Source organism: Streptomyces sp. GbtcB6, from assembly GCF_019091475.1.
Lineage (GTDB): Bacteria > Actinomycetota > Actinomycetes > Streptomycetales > Streptomycetaceae > Streptomyces > Streptomyces hyaluromycini.
In genome coordinates, this window is sequence record NZ_JAGXJL010000004.1 from 45,663 (window position 1) to 67,809 (window position 22,147).

General features: G+C 73.1%; 19 protein-coding genes. 10 read left to right on the forward strand and 9 right to left on the reverse strand.

The annotated features are described in order from the left end of the window. Window positions 1-21 precede the first annotated feature (21 nt). On the reverse strand, window positions 22-492 hold the full coding sequence (locus tag KVT45_RS08130; protein WP_217545838.1) for an NUDIX domain-containing protein: 471 nt from the start codon (window positions 490-492) through the stop codon (window positions 22-24). Window positions 493-869: 377 nt separating this feature from the next. Further along, window positions 870-1,700 carry an alpha/beta fold hydrolase gene (locus KVT45_RS08135; RefSeq protein ID WP_217545839.1) on the reverse strand — a complete coding sequence of 277 codons (831 nt, stop codon included), beginning with the start codon at window positions 1,698-1,700 and terminating at the stop codon, window positions 870-872. Between the two features lie 491 nt (window positions 1,701-2,191). On the opposite strand from KVT45_RS08135, the gene KVT45_RS08140 reads away from it, so the two are divergent. Then, complete coding sequence (locus KVT45_RS08140) at window positions 2,192-2,731, forward strand: MarR family winged helix-turn-helix transcriptional regulator (protein ID WP_217545840.1); 540 nt, start codon at window positions 2,192-2,194, stop codon at window positions 2,729-2,731. A 120-nt stretch (window positions 2,732-2,851) separates the two neighbouring features. Further along, window positions 2,852-3,643, forward strand: a complete 792-nt coding sequence (locus KVT45_RS08145; RefSeq protein WP_217545841.1) for a hypothetical protein — start codon at window positions 2,852-2,854, stop codon at window positions 3,641-3,643. On the opposite strand, the gene KVT45_RS08150 is transcribed toward KVT45_RS08145, so the two are convergent. The 4 genes from KVT45_RS08150 to KVT45_RS08165 all read right to left on the reverse strand — a co-directional run bounded on the left by KVT45_RS08150 (window position 3,640) and on the right by KVT45_RS08165 (window position 8,642). Further along, on the reverse strand, window positions 3,640-4,383 hold the full coding sequence (locus KVT45_RS08150; RefSeq protein ID WP_217546175.1) for a TIGR03943 family protein: 744 nt from the start codon (window positions 4,381-4,383) through the stop codon (window positions 3,640-3,642). The genes KVT45_RS08145 and KVT45_RS08150 overlap by 4 nt on opposite strands. Further along, entirely contained in the window at window positions 4,380-5,384 is a 1,005-nt protein-coding gene (locus tag KVT45_RS08155) for a permease (protein WP_308310676.1), read from the reverse strand. Before KVT45_RS08155 ends, KVT45_RS08150 begins: the two co-directional genes overlap by 4 nt. A 140-nt stretch (window positions 5,385-5,524) precedes the next feature. Next, complete coding sequence (locus KVT45_RS08160) at window positions 5,525-7,132, reverse strand: amidohydrolase (protein WP_217545843.1); 1,608 nt, start codon at window positions 7,130-7,132, stop codon at window positions 5,525-5,527. Between the two features lie 166 nt (window positions 7,133-7,298). Continuing rightward, window positions 7,299-8,642 carry a helix-turn-helix transcriptional regulator gene (locus tag KVT45_RS08165; protein ID WP_217545844.1) on the reverse strand — a complete coding sequence of 448 codons (1,344 nt, stop codon included), beginning with the start codon at window positions 8,640-8,642 and terminating at the stop codon, window positions 7,299-7,301. Window positions 8,643-8,754: 112 nt separating this feature from the next. Here KVT45_RS08165 and KVT45_RS58045 point away from each other — a divergent pair, with 112 nt between their 5' ends. Further along, window positions 8,755-8,940 carry a hypothetical protein gene (locus KVT45_RS58045; protein ID WP_217545845.1) on the forward strand — a complete coding sequence of 62 codons (186 nt, stop codon included), beginning with the start codon at window positions 8,755-8,757 and terminating at the stop codon, window positions 8,938-8,940. Between the two features lie 273 nt (window positions 8,941-9,213). Next, window positions 9,214-9,978 (forward strand): NPP1 family protein, encoded by a 765-nt coding sequence (locus KVT45_RS08175; RefSeq protein WP_217545846.1) that lies wholly within the window; start codon window positions 9,214-9,216, stop codon window positions 9,976-9,978. 244 nt (window positions 9,979-10,222) lie between these two features. Here the strand turns inward: KVT45_RS08175 and KVT45_RS08180 are convergent, their stop codons facing one another. Together KVT45_RS08180 and KVT45_RS08185 are read right to left on the reverse strand one after the other, a co-directional pair. Further along, a complete protein-coding gene (locus tag KVT45_RS08180) occupies window positions 10,223-11,281 on the reverse strand; it encodes a hypothetical protein (RefSeq protein WP_217545847.1) in 1,059 nt (352 codons plus the stop codon). A gap of 89 nt (window positions 11,282-11,370) precedes the next feature. Further along, a complete protein-coding gene (locus tag KVT45_RS08185; protein ID WP_217545848.1) occupies window positions 11,371-12,522 on the reverse strand; it encodes a PP2C family protein-serine/threonine phosphatase in 1,152 nt (383 codons plus the stop codon). A gap of 148 nt (window positions 12,523-12,670) precedes the next feature. Between KVT45_RS08185 and KVT45_RS08190 the strand changes: the two genes are divergently transcribed. From KVT45_RS08190 to KVT45_RS08200, 3 genes are all read left to right on the forward strand, one after another. Further along, entirely contained in the window at window positions 12,671-13,111 is a 441-nt protein-coding gene (locus KVT45_RS08190) for a hypothetical protein (protein WP_217545849.1), read from the forward strand. Window positions 13,112-13,441: 330 nt separating this feature from the next. Continuing rightward, the gene (locus tag KVT45_RS08195) at window positions 13,442-14,395 is read left to right on the forward strand and encodes a hypothetical protein (protein WP_217545850.1); all 954 of its coding nucleotides are present in this window, start codon (window positions 13,442-13,444) and stop codon (window positions 14,393-14,395) included. A gap of 114 nt (window positions 14,396-14,509) precedes the next feature. Next, the gene (locus KVT45_RS08200; protein ID WP_217545851.1) at window positions 14,510-15,103 is read left to right on the forward strand and encodes an HAD family acid phosphatase; all 594 of its coding nucleotides are present in this window, start codon (window positions 14,510-14,512) and stop codon (window positions 15,101-15,103) included. A 37-nt stretch (window positions 15,104-15,140) separates the two neighbouring features. Here KVT45_RS08200 and KVT45_RS08205 read toward each other — a convergent pair whose 3' ends face one another. Beyond that, window positions 15,141-16,466, reverse strand: coding sequence for a PLP-dependent aminotransferase family protein (locus tag KVT45_RS08205; RefSeq protein ID WP_217545852.1), 1,326 nt, complete (start codon window positions 16,464-16,466; stop codon window positions 15,141-15,143). A gap of 77 nt (window positions 16,467-16,543) precedes the next feature. Between KVT45_RS08205 and KVT45_RS08210 the strand changes: the two genes are divergently transcribed. From KVT45_RS08210 to KVT45_RS08220, 3 genes are all read left to right on the forward strand, one after another. Then, window positions 16,544-17,350, forward strand: coding sequence for an alpha/beta fold hydrolase (locus tag KVT45_RS08210; protein ID WP_217545853.1), 807 nt, complete (start codon window positions 16,544-16,546; stop codon window positions 17,348-17,350). 696 nt (window positions 17,351-18,046) lie between these two features. Beyond that, window positions 18,047-20,002, forward strand: a complete 1,956-nt coding sequence (locus tag KVT45_RS08215) for an FUSC family protein (protein WP_217545854.1) — start codon at window positions 18,047-18,049, stop codon at window positions 20,000-20,002. A gap of 322 nt (window positions 20,003-20,324) precedes the next feature. Continuing rightward, window positions 20,325-22,112, forward strand: a complete 1,788-nt coding sequence (locus KVT45_RS08220; RefSeq protein ID WP_217545855.1) for a VWA domain-containing protein — start codon at window positions 20,325-20,327, stop codon at window positions 22,110-22,112. Window positions 22,113-22,147 lie beyond the last annotated feature (35 nt).

A 22,147-nucleotide genomic window follows, 5' to 3' on the forward strand; every position in this document is an offset into this window, starting at 1 on the left:
CGTCGCCGCGGCTCAAGGAGGTCAGCCGAGATGGGGCCGGTCGCGGTGTTCCAGGAAGTGGCGGAGGCGGAGTCGCTGTGTGTGGTGCATCGGCAGTTGATCGATCTCCTCCGGCTGGACGAATCGCAGTTCCGTGGACTCGTCCGAGATCGTGAGTCGGCCGCCGACCGTGCGGGCGGTGAAGCAGATGTTGAACTGTCTGCGCACCTCACCGTCCGAGTAGGCGATGACGTGGCGTGGGTCGGTGTACGTGCCCACGAGTCCGGTGATCTCCACGTCCAGACCCGTTTCCTCCTTCACCTCGCGGACGGCCGTTCCCGGGAGGGAGTCGGTCATCTCCATGCCGCCACCGGGTAGCGCCCAGAGACCGTTGTCCCGGCGGCGCTGAAGGAGCACACGCCCTTCGTCGTCGGTGACCACGGCGGACGCGGCGACCACCAAGCTGTTCGGCTCCGGTGCCGCCGGGTCGTCGTAGTACTCGGTCCGTGCCATGGTCACCCTTCTGTCGCCGGGCCGGCATCGCGGTCATCCGCACCCCGGAAGGCCGGCAACGGGACGCGATCCCGTTGCCGACACTCGCTGCCACGGCGGGCTTCGCCGCCGGTGGTGGGCTAGGGCCTGTCGTTTGGATCAGGCCGGCTATGAGGTGCGGCACCTTTCGACCGACCCGAGCGGGGCCTGGTGCGTGCAGCTGCAAGGCGGAGGAGGCGTAGACGATCAGCCGCTGCCGCGGCGGGCGACGCGGTGGGGGCACCTCCCGGCCGAAGGCTGGGGGACGTCGGCGAGTGACGACAACGCCGCTGGGGGTACCCCCTCTGGGGGAGTGCGTGCCAGACCCCGCGACGCCGGGATGATCCAAACGACAGGGCCTAGGCGCGGGGACTCGGCGGCAGGTCCGCGATGAACTCGTCGAGGAGGGCGGTGAGTTCGGCCGGGGTCTCCTCCTGGGGGGCGTGTCCGGCGTCGGGGATGATCTGGACGGCGGCGCGCCACAGGGTGGGGGCGTGCAGCTTGTTGAGGTAGGCCAGGTTGACGAACTGTTCGCCCGCGCCGTGCAGGACGGCCAGTGGCTTGTCGAGGGTCGCGACGATCTCGACCTCGTCGGCGGTCGCCCCGGCGAGGCTGGCGCCCAGGTCGCCGCGGGCGGCGCCGTCCGTGGCCAGGATGCCGGCGACCAGGTCCGCGGTCGAGAGGGGTGAACCGGGGGCGTAGAAGGACTCGGCGTAGGTGCGGGCGGTGTCCTCGTCCACGTCCGCCGTGAAGCCGATCTGCGTCGCCGGGTTCGGGAGGAACGCCTCGGCCAGGTCGCCGGGTCCGCCGATGGGCGGGGTGCCGAACACGGCGTAGCCGGCCGCGTCCGGGAGCAGGGCGGACGCCTCCAGGGCGATGTGACCCCCGAGGCTCCATCCGACGATCACGGCGTCCCGTGCGTCGAGCGCGTCCACGAACCCGGAGAGCACGGCGGCGTAGCCGGGCACCGAGTACACGCCCGACCCGGGCTCCGCCGCCGGGGACTCCCCGTGTCCGGGCAGGTCGAGGGCCAGGCAGCGATGGCGCCGGCCGAACTCACCGTCGAGGAGATGACGCCAGGTCCTGGACGACGAGGAGTTGCCGTGCACCAGCACGACCGGGCGCCCCTGCCCGGGACTGCGGCGGTAGGCGATCTCCCGCCCCGATACACGCACGAATTCGTGAGCCATCATCTCTCCTGCACACTCTGGGCTGCGGATGGGTGGAGGCGGTCGCCGGCGGGCAGTCGTGATCGTCGCGGCGCGGCGGATGCCGGCCGGGGGCTGGACGGACGTGGGCGCGCGGGGTGAACCTCTCCGGCGGCCGGTCCGCGCGGGCGGACCACCATCGGAAACCGGGCCGCCCCTGCCGAACCGGGCCGTCCGATCGTAGGCGACCAGGCCCGGGAGCAGGTAGGCATCGCGTGAGGTTCCCGCGGGGCAGGACGACGTTGACCAGCGGCACCACCAGGAAGCCGAGTCCGATGCCGGCGACGACGAGTCCGGGTACCAGCGGCCAGGCTCCGGCCATGAGCAGGGCGCCGAGGACGAGGACGGTGCGGCCGAACCCGGCGATCATGCCCGTCCGCATGACAATCGCGGTCGCCCACCGCTTAGCGTAGGGCGCGGCGCTGCCGACGTCGTCTGTCGAGCCACCATCACCACGCAGAGAGGTATCTCGAATGTCAAGCGAAAGGGAATCCGGTCCGTCCGGCCCGGACCTGGGCAGAGTCGTCCAGAGCTACCAGGCGGCCGTCGACGACTTCGACCGCGAGCTCGCCCGGCTGCTGGGCGTCAACGAGACCGATCTGCGCTGCCTGGAGATCCTGCTGGACGTCGAGGAGACGAACCCCCGCACGCTGAGCGCCAAGCTGGGTCTGAGCACCGGCAGCGTCACCGCCATGCTCGACCGCCTGGAGAAGCTCGGCTACCTCACCCGCAGCCCGCACCCCACCGACCGCCGAAAGACCGTCGTCCGCGCCACCCCGGACGTCACCGAACGTGCCTACGGCCTGATGGGCCCGTTCCTCGCCGATACCGCCGAGCGCCTCCTGCCCCGCTACACACCCGAGCAACTCGCCCTCGTCGCCGACTACCTGACCCAGAGCCGCGACATCCAGCAGGAGCACACCGAACGCCTGCGGCAACTCCCCGCCACCCACGCCCCCCGCTCGGGCGGCCGCCAGTCCCCCGGCCCCCGCAACCGCGCCAGCCCACAGTGACCCGGGCGACCCGCCGGGCACACCTCACCCGGACGGACCGGAGCGGTGGTGGACGGGCCCGAGCGGTGATGCCGTGAGAGCACGCGTTCCGCTGCTCCTGGTTCCCGGGGAGGCCCCGTCATGAGAGTCACCGCGTCCGGCCTGGTCGTGGCCGGCCTCCTCGCCGCCGTCACCGCCTGTACGGCCGCCGGGCCGCCGAAGGCCGACGCTCCCGCCGCCGCCCCGACCGCCGCCGAACGGCCCGCCCCGGCCAGCCCCGCCGCCTCACCCGGCACCGACACCAGCACCGGCACCCCGGCGCTCACCCCCGGGCAGGCGCAGGCCGCGCTGATCGGCGAAAGCGACCTGGGCGTGCCGTGGACGGCGGCGGAAGGGACGGCCACCTGGCACGACGGGCTGCTCAAGGCGGCCACCGGCCAACCCGGCTGCCAGCGCCTCCTCGAAGCCCTCTACACCGACGAACTGCTCGGCGCTCCGGCCGGTCCGCAGGCCGTCACCGCCCTGGACGACGGCGACGACGCGGCCCAGCTCCGCTACCAGGTCGACGCGAGCCGCTCCGCCGACGTCGACCGGACGCTGGCCTGGCTGCGGACCCTGCCCAGCACCTGCGGGCAGTTCACCGCGCAGACGACCGCGGCCGGGACCGAGGCCGTCCAGGTCGCCGACACCGGGCTACGGGACTTCGGCGACGCGCGGCAGGGGCTGCGGATCACCCTCACCGCGCAGCCCTCCGCCACCGGCGACCCCACCACCCTCACCCTCGACGTCGCCGTCGTCCGCATCGGCGACGACGCGATCGTGCTCACCGCCGGCGCCCTCGGCACCCTCCCCGACGACACCACCGAGCAGGCCCTCGACATCGGCGTCCAACGGCTGGCCCAGGTACGGGAGCAGGGACGAGTGCAGGCCTAGGGCGTCTCGTACGGGTCCGACGGCTGCTTCACCGTCTTCGCCGACCCCGCGTCCAGCACCGGCGGCCACGCCGCGTCCGAGCCCAGCTTGCCCTTGGGGTGCCAGGTGCCGGTGACGGTGACCCAGGTGTCGGTGGGCGGCGCGTCCTCGCCCCGGATCTCGACCTTGCTGGTGGTCGCGTCGGCGGCGCAGCACGTGACCATGAGCCGGGTCAGGTACCAGGTGCCGTCGGAGCCGTGCGTCGCGAAGCCCGTCATCCGGACCGTACGGCCCGTCAGCGAGCGTCCGCTGTCGTAGATCGCCCGCGAGCTGAACTCGGCGAGCGTCAGCTCCACCGGGTTCCCGGCCGGCAGCGCCGGAAAGGCCCCGACCCCCTGCGCCGCCCGCTGCGCCGCCTCGCGCCCCGCGCTGTACGAACCGAGGGCCGGGGGAGGGAAGAGCAGCAGGGCAAGGGCCGGAAGGGTGAGCAGCCAGGCGATCCGGGGACCGGCGGCACCGTGATGGCCGTGGCCGTCACCATCGCCGTGCCGGTCGTCCTGGTGGTTCTCGTGGTCGTCCGCCGTGCGGCTTCTCAGTGCCGCCGTCGTCACGCCCAGCAGGATCAGGGCGATCCCGGAGACGATCAGGTACGGGCGCAACGCGTGCTGCACGTACCGCAGGTACAGGTCGCTGAAGAGCGTGATCCGCAGGGCCGCCGCGCCGACCAGGCAGAGCAGCACCGGTCCGCCGTACCGCCTCACAGCAGCCACCACCCCACCAGGACGCTGGACGACAACGCCACCAGCCAGGTCGCCGAGGAGAAGCGGAGCGCGAAGCGCCTGCCGAAGGTGCCCGCCTGGAGGGCGATCAGCTTCAGGTCGACCATCGGGCCCACCACCATGAACGCCAGCCGGGCCGTGGCCGGGAAGGCGCTGAGCGAGGCGGCCACGAAGGCGTCGGCCTCGCTGCACACGCACAGCACGACGGCGAGCACCGCGAGGAGGGGGACGGCAGTCCACGCGGAGCCGGTGAAGACGTCGAGGACCGATCTGGGCACGGCGATGTTGAAGGTCGCCGCGGCCGCGGCGCCCAGCACCAGGAAACCGCCGGCGTGCAGGAAGTCGTGCTGGAGGCCGGTGACGAAGGCGCGGGGGCCGGTGGCGTGGGAGTCCCGGGCGGTGCGGGGCGGGCGCAGCCAGTCGTCGCGGCCGAACCGGGCCCACAGCCAGCCCATCACCACCGCCGTGCCGAGGGAGGCGAGCAGGCGGGCCAGCACCATCCTGGGCTGACCGGGGAACGCGATCGAGGTCGCCACCAGCACGACCGGGTTGATCGCCGGTGCGGAGAGGAGGAAGGCGAGGGCCGCGGCCGGGGCGACCCCGCGCCGCATCAGGCTGCCGGCCACGGGGACGGACGCGCACTCGCAGCCGGGCAGTACGACGCCGGCGGCCCCTGCCACGGGAACGGAGAGGGCCTGGTTGCGGGGGAGGAGGCGGGTGAACACCCGCTCCGGGACGAAGGCGCCGATCGCCGCGGAGACGACGGTGCCGAGGAGGAGGAAGGGGACGCCCTGGACGGCGACCGCCGTGAACACGGTCCACCAGGCGGCCACCGGTGGGGTGTAGAGGTCGAGGGCGAGGGTCGGGCCCAGGACCGAGGCGACGGTCGCGATGGCGAGGAGGGCGGTGCCGCCGAGGACCACGTGGACGACGGCCCGTGTCAGGAGACGCAGGCCGTCGGCGACTGTCCGTTGGTCTTGCACGTGGGGGACGCTAGTGAATGGGGCTGTTGCTCGGCACAGAGATTGCTGTGTGTCGGGTGCGGGCCGGTGGGGGTTGATCGCGCCCACGCGGCGGAGCCGCATATCGATACAGCCCCGCGCCCCTTACGGGGCGCTGCCGTTCACGGGGTCGCCAAGGCACCGCCGACGAACGTGTGCGTCGGCTTCAGGTCCCGCAGCGCATCGCCAACCGCGTTCGCCGGGTCGCCGTCCCACACCGTGAAGTCCGCCCAGCGGCCCGGGGTCAGGGTGCCGCGTACCCGGTCCTCGCCCGTCAGACGGGCCGCCTGGGTGGTTTGCAGGGTCACCGCCTCCTCGTACGAGATCGCGTGCTCGGGGCCCTTGACGCCGATGACCGTCTGCCGCGTCGTCATGCCCCACACCGAGCGCATCGCGCCGAACTGGCCGACCGGGAAGTCGGAGCCCGCGCTGACCTGGGCGCCCAGGTCGATCCAGCCGCGGGCCGGGAAGAGGCGGGCGACCCGTTCCGGGCCCCAGAAGACCTCCTCGACCTCGGCGGTGTCGTGCAGCAGCGGCTGCTGGATGGTGACGGGGATGCCGAGGGCGACGGCGCGGGCGCGCTGCTCGGGGCCGGCGAGGCCGCCGTGCTCCATGACCAGCGAACCGGCGGGCAGGCCGGGGTTGCGCTCCAGGACGCGCTCGTAGACGTCGAGGAGGGTGCGGACGGCGCGGTCGCCGTAGGCGTGGGTGCCGACCCGCCAGCCGCGCCGGACCACCGCCTCGACCGCCTCGACGAGCGCGTCCGGCTCCCAGATCAGCATCCCGGAGTAGGCGTGGTCACAGGCGTACGGCTCCTCGGTGGCGCCGGCCTCCAGGCCGCCGTCGAGGCCGAACTTCACGCCCCACACCGACAGCCACGGGTCGGAGGTGTCGCGCCAGTCCTCCATGACGTCGAGCAGGTCCTCCACCTGGGCCGCGCTGGTCATGCCGAGCGCCGAGACCAGCGCACGCACCCTGGTGTGCAGCGCGCCCGCCGCACGGGCGGCACGGAGCACCCGGTAGTCCTCGGGGGCGACCGCGCAGTCGCGCACGGTGCCGATGCCGGTGGCGGCGTAGTCGCGGGAGGCGATCCGGAGTGCCTCGATGCGCTGGGCCCGGTCCGGGGCCGGGACCAGGCGCTCGACCAGGTGCAGGGCGTTGTCGACCAGCCGGCCGTCCAGCCTGCCGTCGGCGCCGCGGCCGATGGCGCCGCCGGGCGGTACGGGGGTGTCCTCGGTGATGCCCGCGAGGCGCAGCGCGTAGCTGTTGACGACGTCGTTGTGGCCGCCGCGCTTGACCAGGACCGGGTGCCGGTCGGTGGCCGTGTCGAGTTCGGCCGCGGTGGGCATGCGGCGCTCGGCCAGGTTCAGTTCCTGCCAGTTGGTGGTGGTGCGGATCCACTCGCCCTCGGGGGTGACCGCGGCCCGCTGCCGGATCAGGTCCAGGAACTCCGGGATGGTGCGGGCCTGGTGGACGGGGACGTCCTGGGCGCCGAGCGCGGCGAAGATCATGTGGGTGTGGGTGTCGTCGAAGGCGGGCAGCACGGTGGCGCCGGGCAGGTCGTGGACCTCGGTCCGCTCGGTCACCAGGTGGTCGAGGCCGTGCGGGTCCGCGGACACGGCCGCGATCCGGTCGCCGCGCACGGCCAGGGCCCGCTGCGGGGCCTGGCCGGGCACCAGGGTGTGCACCGCGCCGGCGCGGATCAGCAGGTCGGCTCCGTGGTCGGTCATCGTCTTCTCCCTCAGCTCGTGGCGTCGCGAAGGTTTCGCTGACGAGACCGTTGTAGAAGCCGATCGGTGGTTCACCGCCATATCGAGGGTGTGAGTGCAAGAAACACGCCATTCCTGCCGCCTCTTGCGCGGATCATGCGACAGACGGCGGAACGGAGAGGCGGCCCTACAGCGGCGGCTGGGCCGGTGCCGGTCCCAGGGTCGTCGTGCCCGGGGCCGTACGGTGGCCGAGTCCGGTGCGGTAGGCGTCCAGTGCCGCCTCCACCCGGCCGGTGCGGCGCAGCAGGTCGCCCAGGAGGCGGCACAGGTCCGCGAGGTCGCCCGCCGCGCCCGCCCGCTCCAGCAGGCTCAGCGCCCGTACGTAGTGCTCCTCCGCCGCCTCCGTGTCCCTGGCGTCCTCGGCGATGATGCCGAGCAGCCGGTGCGCGGCGGCCGAGTGGACCGCGCCACGCTCGGAGGAGAAGTCGCCGAGCACGTCGTGCAGCAGCTCGGCGGCCTCGTCGGACTTGCCCCGGCGGTGCAGGACGTCGGCGAGCTCGACGGCCGCCTGGCTGCGGTACAGGGCGGCGCGGGTCTCCGACAGCATCGCGAGGGCCTCCCGCAACTCCTTTTCCGCACGCTCCAGTTCGCCGTTCTGGGCGTAGACGTAGCCGCGCATCCAGTGACAGTTGGCGAGTTCGGTACGGAGCTGGAGCTGGCGGTACAGCTCGGCGGCCTTGGCCAGGGAGGCGTCGGCGTCGGCGACCCGGCCCTCGGCGAGCAGGGTGCGGGCGACGGAGCGGTGCATCCGGGCGATCAGCGCGGGGTCGCCGGACTGCGGGGCGAGGGCGAGGGCGAGTTCGGCGGCCTGGGCGGCGCGGGCATGGGCGCCCATGTCCATGTACGGGCCGATGGCGGAGGCGTAGAGGAGCAGGAGGGCGTCGGGGTCGTGCAGGCCGCTGCGGTTCAGTTCGTCGAGGGTGGTCTCAAGGAGGTAGACGGCGTACCGGAGTTCACCCGCGAGGTAGTGGCTGACCGCCCGGCCGCGGATCGCCGGGACGCGCACCGGCAGCGGTTCGTCGGCCGTCCACAGCTCGGCCCGCTCGAAGAACTCCCTGGCCTGCCCCAGCTCACCGGTGTCCAGGGCGCATTCGCCCATCCCGAGCAGCGCGGTGGCCTGCTCGACGGCGAGCCCGTGCGCCTCCGCCTCCTCGAAGAGGGCGGCGTACTGGGCCGCGGCCGTCTCGGCCTCGCCGGTGGCCAGGGTGCGCTGTGCCTCGGTGAGCCGTAGCCTCAGGTCGGTGGCGAGGTGCGCGGGGCGCCCGCTGGCCAGCTCCTCGAAGCCGACGCCGAGCCGGCCCGCGATGTGCCGCAACGCCTCGTCGGAGGCCCGCACCCGCCCGGCCTCCAGCGTGGAGATGTAGGCGGGCGTGTAGGCCGGTTCGGCCAACTGCCGCTGGGTCAGCCCCCGCTCGGTGCGCAGTTGCTGCACCCGCCGCCCGATGGTCTCCGGATCGTCCCGTTCCTGCATCTTGCCATTACCCCCAACTCCCCCTGGACCCCTTGCCGTTGCGCTCTGCCAACCCCTAGGTTAAACCGCGAATTAAACGTGCTTAACCCGCCCCTGTTGTTGCGAGGTCGCCGTGCTCGGACGCACATCCGCACGCCCCACCGCAAGCCCCACTGCACGTTACGCCCGCGGCATAGCGGCAGCCGTGATTGCCGTGGCCGCGCTCATCACCGCCGCCAACGCCGGCCCGGCCAGAGCGACGGACAGCTCCCCCGGCTCCCCGGCCGCGGCGACCGCCCGGCACACCGCCGGCCACTAGAAGCCTGCCCGCGCCACCACCCCACCACCCCCACACCCCACGATCGCCCCCGGCGGGACCCTCCCCCTGTCCCGCCGGGGGCTTTCCGCTGTGCACGCACGTTGATCAGTTCCGCGAATTGCCGCCCCCTGTTTGACAGAAAGCCCTTCCATTGAACTCTCAACTTGCCAGTCTTGGTCCCCACCCGGATGTCATGTCCGGGACGAAAAGGACCGTACCAACGGACCGCGTCAACGCACACACGCACCCCGGACCGTCGACTGGAGCCCCCCGATGTCCCGAACCAGGACCCGCCGCCTCGGCCGAGCCGCCGCCGTCGCGGGCAGCGCCGCCGCGCTCACCCTCGCCCTCCCCTTCAGCGCCTCCGCCGGCGTGCTCCAGAACCTCCCGGAGAACGCGACCACGTTCCAGAAGTTCTTCGAGCCGCTGTACGACTACGACACGGACAGCTGCTACCCCGCCGCCGCCATCGACCCCGACGGCAACCTCAACGGCGGCCTGAAGCCGACCGGTTCCGTCACCGGCAGCTGCCGCACCGGCCATCTCGACCACGCCAACACCTACTCGCGGGCCAAGTGCAACAACGGCTGGTGCGGGATCATCTACGCCAGCTACTTCGAGAAGGACGAGGCCTCCCCGGGCATCGGGCACCGCCACGACTGGGAGTGCATCGTCGTCTGGGTCAAGCAGGGCGCCGACTACCCGTCGTACCTGTCCGCCTCCCAGCACGGCGACTTCGAGACCGAGGCGGTCGCCGACGTCCCGATGAGCAGCCAGCGCGTCCAGGTCGTCTACCACAAGGACGGCCTGAGCACCCACGACTTCCGGTTCGCCAAGTGGGGCGAGACTCCGGAGAACGACGACGCCGCCTGGCACCAGGAGAACCTGCTCACCTGGGACAACATGGCGTCCAACCTGCGCGACATCCTGAACGCCTCCGACTGGGGCGACGCGAACTTCCCGCTCCAGGACGCCAAGTTCGACGACCACCTCAACAAGGCCAAGCCGAGCGCGATCACGTTCGACGCGTACGCCTGACCCGGCCGACGGTCCGACGGCGAGGCGTTCTCGCGGATGCCTCGCCATGCCGGAAAGCGGCCGTCCGCGACACCAGGGGCGCGCCGTTCGTCATGAGTGTCCAAGCGGGTCCGGCGAAGCGCCCCCGAAGGGGCGCTGGGGGTACCCCCGGCCGAAGGCTGGGGGAGGAACTGCGCGACCGGCCACGACGGCGCCGCAGACGGCAGACGGCAGACGGCACATCGCGGCACTTCCAGCGGAGCGCTCAGTTGGTCTGGAGCTGCCGCAGGTGCTGCTGGACATGGTCCAGGGCGCCTTCCCGGCGGCCCGGCACCCTGAGTCTCAACTCCGCGAGCACAGGGCCGAGTTCACGGGCCCGGGCCGCGTCCTTGATGGCGCCCCACTGGTGGTGGGCCCGGTCCACGGCCGCCTCCACGGCCGGTGCGTCGGCCGGCTGCCCGGCGCCCAGCCGTGCGCCGGCGACGGTCAGCCAGGTACGGCAGCTCCGCGCCGCGTCCCCGGCGAACATCGCGAGATCGGCCCGCACCTCCGACCAGTGCAGGGCGTCCTCGGAAGCCGGCCCGTGCACCCGCGCCGCCGCCTGCTCCCACCGCACGGCCAGCTCGTCGGCCTCGGCGTACCGCCCCGCCCGGACGGCGGCGCTGATGGCGTCATGCGGATCGGTGCTGTCGCGCCGGGTCCGCGAGCTGAGCAGGATGTTCGTGGCCACCTCGGCACCCAGCCGCGCCAGCACCTGCTGATGCAGCTCCTCCATGGCCGGCCGGTGCCCGCTGCGCAACACGGTCGCCACGGCCTTCATGTACGACGGTCCGGCGACCTCCCGGCGGGCGGGCGGGGGCGCGACACGGCCGTGCACGGCGTTGTTGCGCCCGGAGTCGAGGGGCGTGGTGAGCAGGTACCGCCAGGTCTCGGGGTCCGCGTGCAGATCGACGACCAGGGTGGTGGCACCGGGCGGGCGCAGCCGCAGCTCCTCGCGGATCCAGTGCCAGGGCAGGCCGGTGTAGCGGACGGTGGCCGCAGTGGTGCGGGCAAGCGCCAGGTGCGGCAGATGCTGCTTGCGGTCCAGATGCAGCTGGCCGGTGACGAAGACGGTGAGCGGGCCGGGGGCCGCCGCGGCGGCCCGCAGCCGGGTGAGGACGGCCTGCGGCTCCAGGGGGTCGGCGAGTTCGACGACGTTGGCCGTGTCGGTGCCGGAGAGTATGGCCGGGGCGACAGCGGCCAGTACGGGGAGCACGGAGGCGGCGTCCACGAGACGCCCCTTGCCGATCGGCGAGGCCGCGAGCAGCAGCACGGTTCCGGGCATCGGCCCCTCCCTTTTGTTCCCCAGGATCACTCAGGTCAGACCAGCACGTTATCCGGTGCGCTTGCAAAGCGGGCGGCATGGGCAGTTCGTCACCCCGGGTGCACCGGGTCCGAGGACGTTCGGCGTACCGCGAAGACCGTGGTGTCGTCGGCCAGGCGGCCGCGGCTGTGGCGCATGACGCTGTCACGGACCCGGGCGACCAGACGGGCGGGGTCGGCCGTGTCCGGGTCGGCGCTCACCGCGCGGGTCAGCTGGTCCGTGAGGTCGTAGAACCTCCCGTGCCCGTCCCGGGCTTCGGTGACGCCGTCCGTGGTGATGAGGAGGGTCTCGTCCGGGGCCAGGGTGACGGTCAGGGTCGGCGGAGGTCCCGTGCCGGGGGCCAACTCGGCCATTCCCAACGGGAGTCCGTCACCCGGCGGCAGAGAGCGTACGCCCTCCGGTCCCACCGCCAGCGGCGGCTCGTGGCCGAAGTTGACCACCTCCACGGTGTCCGGAACCCCCGGCGGGAACCCCAGCAGCACCGCAGTCGCGAAGCGGTCGCCGTCGTCGCGGCCCAGCGCCACCGTGTGGCGCCGGTGCCGGACCATCCGGGTCTCCAGCCGGTCGGCCACCGTCGCCAGGTCCCGTTCGTGGTATCCGGCCTCACGGAACGTCCCCAGCAGCGCCGCCGCCGTCTCCACCGCCCCCAGCCCCTTGCCCTGGACGTCCCCGACCAGCACCCGCGTGCCGTACAGCCCCGGCTGGATGTCGTAGAAGTCGCCGCCCACCCGGGCCTCGGTGTCGGCGGCGAGATACACCGCCGCGTGGTCGAGGCCGGCCCACCCCGGCGGCAGCGGCCGCAGCACGGTACGCCGGGTCGTCTCGGCGATGTCCCGCATGTGCAGCATCCGCCGTTCGCCGTTCCTGCGGACCGCGCAGGCGAGAATGGCCAGCAGCCCCGCGAAGGCGACCAGGATGAAGTCGGGCAGCCCGGCCTGGTACCGGTGCGGCCAGGCTCTGTCCACGACGATGTAGTCGAGGACCGACAGCACCGCGAAGACCGCGGTCGTGAAGACCCCGCAGATCGCCGCCGCGATACCGGGGACCAGGACGATCCAGGAGACGATCCGGAACCGCTCCGTGGTGTTGAGGTCGACCGCCGTGATCCCGGCGAGCAGCAGCAGCGGCGCCACCCACGCGATGCTCTGGCCCCTGGCCCGCAGCAGCTCCTGCCACCGCCGCAGGGCCTGGTGGTCGGTCACGAGAGTCAGGGAAACACGGGCGGGGACGCACCGCACGTCGTACGCGACGCCGTCAGGGATCTCGTGCGGAATTCCGTACCGACCGACTTGCCAGTGGGTACCCGCAGGTGTGCTCTGGAAGGTGGGGGCGAGGAGAGAGGAGCCCGCTATGGCTCAAGCGGCACCCACGTCCGGCGGTATGCCCCGGGGCGGCCGTACGCCCGACGTGTTCAGCGCACAGACGCACGCCAGGGCCCGGGTGGCCGTACCCGTGGTGACCGGGCTGATCTACGGCGACTGGGCGGCGGCGAACCGGCGCAGCGGCGGACCCATCACCGGCGGGAACCTGCTGTTCGGCTTCCTGACCGCTCTGGTCTTCGCGGTGGTGCTGTTCGCCCTGCTGACCTATGCCCCACGGCTGCGGCGGGAGCTGCACGCCCTGGTGTGGACGGCGTTCACGGGCATCGCCTTCGGCTTCCTCTACAGCCAGACCGGGGAGTCGGTCCTCAGGTCCGTCGGCATGTCGCTGGCGGTCGCGGCGGTGATGTTCATCCTGATGTTCTACCGGTTCTACACGCACGAGGACGCGGCCGGACACCGAATCCGGTAGCGCCGCGGCCCGGTGAACGCGGCGTACGCGTGGGTCCCGGCCCCCACGGCCGGGGCCCACGCGTTCCCCTTTTTCCCCTCACCTGTCGCCGGGGCCGCTGCGGGCGCCCGGCGACGTTCCTGCCCAACCGCTCCGGTCTTGCCGCTCCCAGACCAGGAAACACCCGTTCGGGTCAGCCCTCCACCGGAGCCCGGCGCCCCAGGGGTTTCCGGGCAGGCCGGGGCCGTCGTAGCGCCCGTTCGGCTTGACCTGCGCCCCGCGATACCCCCGAATGCAGTCACACCGCTCGCCTGACCGGCCCTCAGGGGCTTGCCTGGAAGCGTGCCCCCCGTGCCTCCCCGGCCCGCGCCGCCCTCACGCCTTCGGGGCGCCCTGTCGGCCCTGCTGATCGTGCTGGCCTGCCTGCTGCTGCCGTTCGGCGCGCTCGCGGCCTGGGCGGCGTACGGGCTGGCGGACACCGGACAGTACGTCAGCACGATGGCGCCGCTGGCCGACGACCCGGATGTCCGGGACGCCGTGGCGGACACCGTCGGCGACGGCATCATGCGCGAGGTGGACGTCGGCCTGCCGATGCGGGGCACGGTGGCGCCGTTCGTGCGCGAGGCGGTCCGCTCCTTCACCCAGACCCGGGCGTTCCGGCTGGCCTGGGACGCCGGCAACCGGGCCACCCACGACGCCGTGCTGCGCGCCCTCCAGGGCGAGCGCGAGGAGCCCGTGACCGTCGACCTCGCCCCGGTCACCGCTCAGGTCAAGGACCAGCTCACCCAGGACCATGTGCCGCTCGCGGCCCGTATCCCGGTCCAGCACACGGCGGTCGCCGTACTCCCGGCCGCCGAACTGGACCAGCTCCGGAAGGGGTTCCACGTGCTCGAAGTCGCCGGCTTCTGGCTTCCCGTCGCGGCCGTCGTCTTCGCGGTCGGCGGCATCGCCCTCGCCGTCCGCCGCCGCCGGGCCGTCACGGCGACCGCGCTGGGCACGGCCCTGGGCGGCGGCCTGCTCGGCCTCGCCCTCTCGGTCGGCCGCCGCCTCACCCTGGCCGACCTGCCGCCGGACGTCTCGCACCCGGCCGCGGCCGCCGTCTACGACGCCCTGACGTCCACCCTCCGCACGGTCTCCTGGCTGCTCCTGGCCCTCGGCCTGACGGTCGCCGCGGTGGCCTGGACCAGCGGACGCCTGCGCCGGTCCAGGCGGGAGGAGACGCAGCGACAGGCCGCCGGCACAGCCGATTCCGCGTCCCTCAGGGCCGATTCACAGACTCCTGACCAGAACATGACAGTCATGTAACCGGCTGCTTCTCCTAGGGTCACCCGGCGGGCGCCCCGGCCGACCAGCGTGGCGGAACGACGGCCACCGGTACGGAACGCCGGCGGCCGACGTGAGCTGAGGAGCCACCAACCGATGAACCGTCCCACCGCGCGCCGAGCCGCCGTCGTCCTCACAGCCGGCCTCGCCCTGTCGTTCGCCGCCGCCCTGCCCGCGCAGGCCGCCGACTCGACCGTCACCGAGGCCCAGTGGCTGTCCGACGTCGCCGCCGTCACCGGCCCCGCGCAGACCTACATCGACGGCCGTGTCGCCGCCAACGGCTCCGGCGCCAAGCAGGCGATCGTCCTCGACATCGACAACACCTCGCTGGAGACCTACTTCGAGGGCGGCATCACCATCCCCGCCACCCCGCCGGTGCTCGCCCTCGCCCAGGACGCGCACGCCAAGGGCGTCACCGTGTTCTTCGTCAGCGCCCGCAGCGACCTGTACAACGTGGTGACCAAGGCCAACCTGAAGTCGGTCGGTTACACCGTCGACGGCCTCTATGCGCGGACGGTCGCCCAGCTGCTGACCGAGTCCGTCGCGGACTTCAAGACCTCGCAGCGCAAGGCGATCGAGGCGAACGGCTACGACATCATCGCCAACATCGGCAACAACACGACGGACCTGTCCGGCGGTTACGCCGACACCACCTACAAGCTGCCGGACTACGACGGCCTGCTGGACTGACCCAGGGGCCGCCTCAGGGGCCGCCTCAAGGGCGGTCTCAGGGGCGCTGCGCCGCGAGTCCCGCCAGCGTCCGCAGCGCCCCCACCAGCTCCGGCTCCGCCGCCGACGCGAGCCCGAGCCGTACCGCGTCCGGCGTCCGCTTCGGGTCGACGCGGAAGGCGGTACCGGGCGTGACCGCGATCCCGCGGGCGGCCGCGGCCGCCGTGAAGGCGTCCGCCCGCCACGGCTCGGGCAGCTCCCACCAGGCGAAGTACCCCGACGGATCGCCCCGTACGGCGAACCCGTCGAGCACCTCGCGCACGAGCCCCTGCCGCCGTACGGCCTGCTCCCGCTTGGCCGCCACCAGCCGCGCCACCGTCCCGTCCCCGATCCACCGCACGGCCGCCTCCAGCGCGAACGCCCCCGCACTCCACCCCCCGGACCGCACGGCGGCCGCCACCGCCGCCACCCGGTCCTCCGGTACGACGGCGAACCCGGCGGTGAGACCGGGCGCGACCCGCTTGGAGAGCCCGTCCACGAGATGCACGAGCCGGGGCGCGAGGGCGGCGAGCGGCGGCTCGGGGCCGCGGTGCAGAAACGACCAGATCCGGTCCTCCACAACGGGCAGCCCCATGTCGCTCACCGCGCGCGCCAGTTGGAGCCGGCGCTCGGCCGGGACGGTCACCGACGTCGGGTTGTGCAGGGTCGGCTGGAGATAGAGCGCGGAGAGCGGCGCGGACCGGTGCGCGGCGAGGACGGACTCGACGACAGGCCCCTCCTCGTCCGCCCGCACCGGGACGAGCGTGCCGCCGAGCCGCCCGGCGACCTCCTTGACCAGCGGATACGTCAACGGTTCGACCCCGATCCGGCCGCCCGGCCGCACCAGGGACCCCAGGGTGGCGGCGATGGCCTGCCGGGCGTTGCCGGTGAAGAGGATGCGGCCGGGGTCGGGCCGCCAGTCGCCGATGGCGAGCAGCTCGGCGGCGGCCTCCCTGGCGTGCGGGGTGCCGTCGGCGGCGGCCGGCCGCAGGGCGTCGGTGAGCGCGTCGGGCCGCAGCAGGGGAGCGAGGGCCGGGGCCAGCAGCTCCGCCTGCCCCGGCACGGACGGGTAGTTGAGCTCCAGGTTGACGGGGGCGGCGCCGTCCTCGACCAGCGCCCGCCCCTCCGGCGCCGCCTGCGCGGCCCGCACGAAGGTGCCCCGCCCGACCTCGCCCACCACCAGCCCGCGCCGCACGAGTTCGGCGTACACCCGCCCGGCGGTCGAGGCGGCGATCCCGTGCCGCCGCGCGAACGCCCGCTGCGGCGGCAGCCGTTGCCCGGCCCGCAGCCGCCCCCGCGCGATGTCCAACGCGATCCGGTCGGCGATCCCCCGGAAGTCGTCCATGGCCCCCCTCACCCTCATTGCACCGAGGGCAAAGATTCTATTGCACCGAGGAGTCGAAGATCCCTAGGGTCGACCACATGCCCCCCTTCCTCTCATACGACGACTACGACGACTACGACGACAATCACCCGCATACCAAGCGAACCCCCCTCCTCCTCATCCACGGCCACCCCTTCGACCGCACGATGTGGCACCCCCAGCGAACGGCCTTCGCCCCCACCCGCCGGGTCGTCGCCCCCGACCTGCGCGGCTACGGCGCCTCCCCGGTAACCCCAGGCATCACCCCCCTCTCCCGCTTCGCGGCCGACCTGGAAGAACTCCTCGACGCGCTGGGCGTGACGACCTGCGTCCTCGTCGGCCTCTCCATGGGCGGCCAGATCGCGATGGAGTGCTACGACCGCCTCGGCCCCGAGCGCGTCCGGGGCCTGGTCCTGGCGGACACCTTCCCCGACCCGGAGACCCCGGAGGGCAAACAAACCCGGAACGCCATGGCCGACCGGCTGCTCCGCGAGGGCATGGGCGGCTACGCCGACGAGGTCCTGGAGAAGATGGTCGCCCCGCACACCCACCCCGACGTGAAAGCCCACGTCCACCGCATGATGACGGCCACGAACCCCGAAGGCGCGGCAGCAGCCCTGCGCGGCCGCGCCGAACGCCCCGACTACCGCCCGCTGCTGACGAAGGTCACGGTCCCGGCCCTGGTCGTGGTGGGCGCGGACGACGAATACACCCCGATCGCCGACGCCGAGGCCATGCACGCCCTCCTCCCCGACGCCACCCTCCGCATCATCGACCGGGCATCCCACATGCCGAACCTGGAACGCCCCGAGGAGTTCAACCGGGCGCTGGAGGAGTTCCTGACACAAGTGAACGAAGCCTCGTAATCCCGAACAAGTGACACACCACCCCACCCAACCCCCAACCCCGAAAGCCGCCCCACACCCCCTCCAGGCCATCCGGCGCGTATGGACGAAAGCCAACCAACACCCCCTCCAACCCCTCCGCCGCTTGAGGACGAAAGCCGGTCCACACCCCCTCCAACCCCTCCGGCGCTTGAGGACGAATGCCGGTCCACACCCCCTCCAACCCGTCCGGCGTGTGTGGATGAAAGCCGGTCCACACCCCCTCCAGGCCCTCCGCCGCTTGAGGACGAAAGCGGGTCCACACCCCCTCCAACCCCTCCGCCACTTGAGGACAAAAGCCGGTCCGCACCCCTTTCAGCCCCTCCGCCACTTGAGGACAAAAGCCGGTCCGCACCCCCTCCAACCCCTCCGCCACTTGAGGACAAAAGCCGGTCCGCACCCCCTCCAACCCCTCCGCCACTTGAGGACAAAAGCCGGTCCGCACCCCTTTCAGCCCCTCCGCCACTTGAGGACAAAAGCCGGTCCGCACCCCTTTCAGCCCGTCCGGCGTTTGAGGACGAGGCCGTTCAGGCCGAAGCGGGGGTCCGGGGGCGGCAGCCCCCGATGCGGTGCGCCCAGCAGCCGTGGGCGTCGGTTCGGGGGCCGGACGGCAGGGCTGCTTCTCCTCGGCGTCACCGGCGTAGCCGCCTGCCGCGCACAGCCCCTGATAATGGGCGCATGTCCCGCGAGTTCCCCATCGGCCTCACACCTCCCGACTGGCTGGTAAGGAACCTCCGGCCGCAGCAGGCAGCCCCCCTCAACTGGGCCGCCCTCGCCCGCGCCGCCCTCGGCATGGCCCTCCCGCTCGCCGTCGGGCTCGCGGTGGGACAGCCCGCCTACGGGGCGCTCGCCTCGATGGGCGCCCTGTCCGGGGTCATCGGCGACACCGCCGACGCCTACCGGATGCGGATCCTCAACATCGCGGTCCCGCAGCTCTTCGGCGCCGTCGGCGTCACCGTCGGCTCCCTGGTCTACGGCCAGGGCTGGCTCACGGTCGCCGTCATCACCGGCATCGCCCTGCTCTCCGGAATGATCTCGACGATCGGCGCGGTGTCCTCCGTCTCGGGCCTGCTCCTCCTGCTCAACTCCGTGATCGGCGCCGGCCTCCCGCTGCCCGGCGCCTGGTGGCTCACCCCCGTGCTGATGACCGGCGGCGGCCTGCTGGTCCTCCTCCTCGCCCTGCTGGCCTGGCCGCTGCGCTCGGGCGTACCGGAACGCTCGGCGGTCGCCGCCGCCTACCGCACGGTCGCCGACCTGCTGTCCGTCAGCGACTCCGACGACGGCGAGGCTTACGACCGCGCCCGGCACACCGTCACCCAGTCGCTGAACCAGTCGTACGACCTGATCCTGGCCCGGCGCGCCCGGTACCGCGGCCGCAGCAGCGAACTCACCCGCATGCTGGCCCAGCTGAACGCGATCACCCCGGTGGTGGAGGCCGCCCCCGCCGTCCGGCTCGCGCGGCTCGCCGGAAAGCCGCTGCCGCCCGAGGTCCCGGCGGCGGTCCTGCACATCGCCGACGCCATCGAGACCGGCTACACCGGCCCGATAGGGCTGGACCTGCCCCAGCCGGTCAACGAGACCGGCCGCGCCGTCGACCACGCCCTGCGGCACGTCGCCGAGGTCGCCACCACCCCCGACGTCGACCCGCGCGGCATCGACGACCGCCTGGGCCGCCCCGCCGCCCTCGGCATCCGCACCGCCCGAGCCGCCCGCAACGTGGTCCTCTCCGCCAACTCCTGGCGCTACGGCATCCGCCTCGCCCTGTGCATCGGCATCGCGCAGGCCCTGGTCTCCCTCGTCCCGGTCCCGCGCTCCTACTGGGTCGCCCTCACCATCACCTTCGTCCTCAAGCCCGACTTCGGCTCGGTGTTCTCCCGGGCGCTGCTGCGCGCGGTCGGCACGGTGGCGGGCCTGGTGGTGGCGGCGACGGTCCTCACCGTGGTGCCGCGCGGCTGGTGGGACGTACCGGCGATGATGATCCTGGCCCCGTTGGTCCCGGCCCTGACCCCCCGCGGCTACGGCTTCCAGACGGCCGCCGTCACCCCGGTGATCCTGCTCCTCTCCGACGTACTGAACCACCAGGGCACGGCCCTGCTCCTGCCCCGCCTCCTCGACTCCCTGATGGGCTGCGCGATCGCGCTGATCGCCGGCTACCTGCTCTGGCCGGAGAGCTGGCGCACCCGGGTCGGCGACCGCCTGGCCGACGCGGTGGCGGACACGGCGGCCTATGTCGAGCTGGCCTTCAACGCGGGCGCGAACCCCGCCGCCCGCGCCCGGATGCGCCGCCGCCTCTACCGCGACCTGTCCGTCATCCGCACCGAGTTCCAGCGCGCCCTGACCGAGCCGCCGCCCACCGGCCGCCGGGCGGCCGCCTGGTGGCCCCTGGTCGTAGCCGTGGAACGCATCGTCGACGCGACGACGGCGGCCCGGGTCCGGGTACGGCACGGAGCACCGCCCCCGGCCCAGGCCGAGGTGGGCCAGGTGACCCTGCAACTGCGCGAGCTGGCGGAGGGCGTCCGCCGCTCGGAGACCCTCGTCGCGGTCCGCACGGACCTCACGGGCCCCCCGGACAGCGTCCTGGAACCACTGCGCCAGGAGGTCGCGGCGGCGAGGGCGATCGCCTCCCCGCACTGACTCCTTGGCGGCCACGCCGAACAGACCGCCGTGCGGATCGAAGGCGACGGTGTCCGGACGTTGCGCACTTTACTCCCATCTTGCGAATTATTGGCGCGAGCGTGACGGTATGGGCGCGGTTGTGCACACGAACGGCCGCCGGATGAACGAGGGGCGAACTGAACGCAGCCGAGGGGGACTTGAGGACGGGCTGGGACTCGACCGCCGTACGCCCGACAGGAGTCATCGACCCTCCCCAAGATCGCAACCTGGGGCCGCTAACCTTACGTGTCCGTCCTGGCCAGCGATTGACGGGTATCAACTCACGCGAAGGGTTGCGCACATGGGCATTCTCACTCTCCTGCGGAACGCATTCGGCAGGTCGCGAAAGCCGCGCCCTGCCGAGGCAGAGGGTGCAGACCAGCTCCCTTCGCAGTCGACGCCACCCCCGGCGGCTCCGCAGAAGACCCCGGAACCGGAAACCCCGGCCGCGGTCCCGGAGCCCCGCCCGGCAACGACCGACGAACACGATCTGGTCTCAGCGGCTTTCGACAACGTAACGGTCCCGAAGCAGGCGACCCGCCTGATCGAGCCAGAGGTGGAGGTCGGCACGACGGAGGCTGCGCCTGATGCGGAGCCGACGGCGGAGGCCGACGTGGTGGCCGAGGCCGAGCCGACGGCCGAGGCTGAGGTGACTCCCGAGGCTGAGCCGGACGCCGAAGCCGAGCCGGAGCCGGTCGCCGAGGTGGCGCCCGAGGCCGAGGCCGAGCCGACGGTTGAGCCGGTGGCCGACGTCGAGGCCGAGGTGACGGCCGAGCCGGTGGCGGAAGCCGAGCCGGAGCCGGTCGCCGAGGTCACCGAGGAGGCGGCCCCGGAGCCGGAGGCCGAGGTCGAGCCGGTGGCTGAAGTGACCGCGGAGCCGGCGGCCGAGCCGGTCGCCGAGGGCGCGGCTGCGCCCACGGCGGCGGCCGGAGCCGGGACGGGAGCAGAACCGGGGCCGGGAGCCGAGGTGACCGAGGGGGGGGCCCCGGGGGCGAAGGCCGAGGTCGAACCGGTCGCCGAGGTTGCGGCTGAGCCGACGCCGGAACCGGTGGCTGAGCCGGTGGCTGAGCCCGGGTCCGAGCCGGTCGCCGGGGTGGCACCCGAGGCCGAGACCGAGCCGACGGTGGAGCCAGCAGCCGACGTCGAGGCCGAGGTGACCGAGGAGGCGGCCCCGGAGCCGGAGGCCGAAGTGGCCGAACCGGTCGCAGCCGTCGCAGCGGCCGAGCCCCAGTCCGACCCCGAGCCGGTAGCCGAAACCGTCGCGGAACCCACCCCCGACGCCATCCCCGACGCCACCCCGGAACCCGCCCCGGAGCCCGCTCCCGAACCGGTCGCGGCGGCAGTCGAGACCGCCGCCCCGGAACCCGCCGCGGCCGCCGACGGCGAATCCGCCCCGCAGGGGCCACCCGCACCCGACAACGAAACCGTCACGGGTGGTGCGGGCGGGAACACCCCGGCCGAAGGCGAAGCCGAGGCCGCGCTCGCCAAGGCCGGCCTCACCGGCACCCACGCCGCCACCTACCTCGTCCTCGACCGCTCCGCGAGCATGCGCCCGTACTACAAGGACGGCTCCGCCGCGGCCCTCGCCGACCAGACCCTCGCCCTCGCCACCCGCCTCACCCCGGACGGCGACACCCCCTCCGTCCACGTCGTCTTCTTCTCCACCGAGGTCGACGGCACCACCGACCTCACCCCGGCCTCCCCCGAGAACGCGATCGACGAGGCGCACGCCGGCCTCGGCCGCATGGGCCGTACCAGCTACCACGCCGCCGTCGAGGCCGTACTCGCGCACTACGACAAGCACCACGACAAGGACGCCACCCCGGCCGCCCCCGCCCTCGTCGTCTTCCAGACCGACGGCGCCCCGGACGCGAAGACCCCCGCCACCCAGTCCCTCACGGACGCGGCGAAGTCCCACCCCTCCGTCTTCTTCTCCTTCGTCGCCTTCGGCGAGCACGAGAACAAGGCCTTCGACTACCTCCGCAAGCTGAAGACCGACAACGCGGCCTTCTTCCACGCGGGCCCGACCCCCCTGGAGCTCACGGACGCGGAGCTCTACGACGGCCTCCTGATCGACTGGCGCCCGTAGCACTCCTCCTTGTGCCGCCCGCTTCTCAGCCCGTA